This window comes from Brenneria alni (genome assembly GCF_003666245.1).
In the GTDB taxonomy this organism is placed as follows: domain Bacteria; phylum Pseudomonadota; class Gammaproteobacteria; order Enterobacterales; family Enterobacteriaceae; genus Brenneria; species Brenneria alni.
Genome location: NZ_MJLZ01000094.1, coordinates 1 through 2,385 on the forward strand (window position 1 = coordinate 1; position 2,385 = coordinate 2,385).

Sequence of the window (2,385 nt, forward strand, 5' to 3'; positions counted from 1 at the left end):
GTATGGTCTGATAGCGATACCGCGCATCGGGCATGAGGTGATAGTGAGTTTTCTGGAGGGCGACCCGGACCAGCCGATAGTGACCGGGCGGACGTTTCATGCCACTAATCTGTCACCGTATGAACTGCCGTTGCATAAAACGCGGATGACCATCAAGAGTAAAACGCATAAAGGCGGCGGTTTTAATGAGCTGCGTTTTGAAGACGCCACAGAAAACGAAGAAATTTTTATTCATGCACAAAAAGATCAAAATATTCAGGTCAATCACGATGAAACACTTTCTATCGGCAACGATCAGCGGATAGCCGTGGCGCGTGATCGCACCACCCATATTGGTCAGGATGAAGCTAATACGGTTGGTCGTGACCGCAAAGAGCATATCCGCCAGGATGTTTTCGTCACTATTGACCGTAACGAAGTACGCAACGTGGGTAATACGCTGAAGGAAGATATTGTCGCCAGCCATCTCGTCACCATAGGCGAACACGAAAAAGTGATTATTGAAGGTATACAGTCCATTGAGGCCAGAAGCGGTCAGCGACTGCTGACGACCGAATATGTCCTGCAAGGCACCGACCGTATCTTAATCCGCGGTCCCGCTGGCAAGATCCTGCTCGATGGCAGCGGCATCACACTGGATGCACCAAACATCCAACTGAAAGGAAATGTCAGCATTCTTTCCCCTTCTGGCGACCAGATACAGGCCATTGAAGCCGCTATCAATCAGGGTTCACCGCTGGTCGAAGAGTGCCCTCTCAAAGAGGGTAAAGAATGAGCTTCTATCAACAACTGGAAAAGGCCGGGTTACCGACCCGCAATAGCCGTACTCACCTTTATGTGCTGACTGAAACAAGCGCTGAGAAGCACCTACTGGCGCGACTGGAGTTTCATGAAGTTGTTCATTATCCGCTATGGCATCTGGATACGCAGGCAGGACTTGAACCCTATACGCCATGGCTCTGTGTACCCGAGCCCGACAGTGATTTTGATCTGTGGCTGGGCAAGACGTTTGAGACGATGCCCATGATTGTGATATTTACCCGCATGCCACCGGATGCCGTCCAGCGACATCTGAGGCATTTCAGTAAGTATGTCGAAGGATCCCGGCGGTTTATTTTGCGTTTGGGGACGCCGTCAGCCCTGCAACTTTATATCGCATCCATTGCCCATTCGCCTTCCGCCGTCTCACGTTTTTTTGCTGATGGCGAGATTGAAGAGATGTACTTTCACGATCCACTGGCATCGCTGTCTCGGCGCGTACAACCGTTGTTTGAACAACAGCGCGATGAAGAGGCTGAGTGTGATGGTTGCCTGATCTGGCTTGACCTTCCCGTTGGTCAGGAGGCCTGATGGCACTGAATTCTATCGATCTTGACGTCATGGAGCGCCTGGCAAGAAAACAGGCGAATCTCCGGTTGTCCCGCTACTTGTGCGATACGTTGGCTCCCTTGTTACCCCGGCTACCCAGTACATCACAGTGTATGCCTGCTTTTGTTGAGGTCGCCGGTAAAGAAGCGATAGCGGCCGGATACCACGACGGGCGTCAATACAGTACACACGTGACCCTGAGTTTATTGCTTGGTCTCGGGTGGCAGAATGATATCCATCAAGCCACCCTAACTCCGATTCTGACGGCTGCGGGGTTTCCTGAACCAACCCGGCTGAATTTAGCCACTCACACGGCTATTACACTGCGTCAGCAGACTGAACGCGTTATGCCACAGGCACATCAGATTTTTATCACGCTGCTGTCGATAAATACGGGTGAGTTACAGGCTGAAGACATCTGGCGAGCCTTCGAGCAGTCTGCATCGTTGTACGGCATCAATGCGTCCCGGCGCACACAGCCACTGTTTGAAACCTATGAAGCGGATGCGCTACGTCTGCAAAAGTTGCCCCCTATCAAGCGCCGGAAGTATTCGGCCTATGATCAACTTGGCATCCGTCACATGGGTGGACGGATCCCCCTGCCCAGTGATGATTTGCACCACCTGCAACCGCACCAGCGACTTTATCTGGGTCACCATGTGTTACTGGCACTGAGCTTTGGCCGTTTCTTTTACTGCAACCCGTTATTTACCGTATTGCATGACGGGCTGTATCGAAAAACGGATCCATACCAGACCTGCCATTTCTTATTGCAATTTCTGCAACGGCACCAGCGTATTCTCATGGAGGAGGCACCCAATGACGACTAATGCCCTCAGCGCCAGCTATGAACAATTGTCTCAGGATGCGATGGAGGGGAAGGTGCCCGGTCCGGCATCGATTTGTACGGATTGCGCCGGACTTGGCGTACCGTTCTCCCTCAACGGCAGCGACGGCCCCCGGGAGGCCGATCAATGGCTGGGGATCCCCTCACACGATCAGGCCGCCACGCCGGAC

At 52.7% G+C, this 2,385-nt stretch carries 4 protein-coding genes; all 4 read left to right on the forward strand.

Translation table 11 applies throughout. From position 1 onward, the window contains the following. On the forward strand, nt 1–775 hold a 775-nt coding region (locus tag BIY29_RS20355; protein ID WP_240630251.1), incomplete at its 5' end, for a type VI secretion system Vgr family protein. Further along, entirely contained in the window at nt 772–1,350 is a 579-nt protein-coding gene (locus BIY29_RS19720) for a DUF4123 domain-containing protein (protein ID WP_121576700.1), read from the forward strand. The genes BIY29_RS20355 and BIY29_RS19720, both read left to right, overlap by 4 nt. Next, a complete protein-coding gene (locus BIY29_RS19725; protein WP_121576701.1) occupies nt 1,350–2,198 on the forward strand; it encodes a hypothetical protein in 849 nt (282 codons plus the stop codon). Before BIY29_RS19720 ends, BIY29_RS19725 begins: the two co-directional genes overlap by 1 nt. Then, nucleotides 2,188–2,385: hypothetical protein (locus tag BIY29_RS19730; protein ID WP_205680391.1), on the forward strand; the 198-nt coding region annotated here is incomplete at its 3' end. The genes BIY29_RS19725 and BIY29_RS19730, both read left to right, overlap by 11 nt.

Coding starts and splice junctions, on each gene's coding strand:
- BIY29_RS19720 (WP_121576700.1), top strand. CDS start 772: ATGAGCTTCTATCAACAACTGGAAAAGGCCGGGTTACCGACCCGCAAT.
- BIY29_RS19725 (WP_121576701.1), top strand. CDS start 1,350: ATGGCACTGAATTCTATCGATCTTGACGTCATGGAGCGCCTGGCAAGA.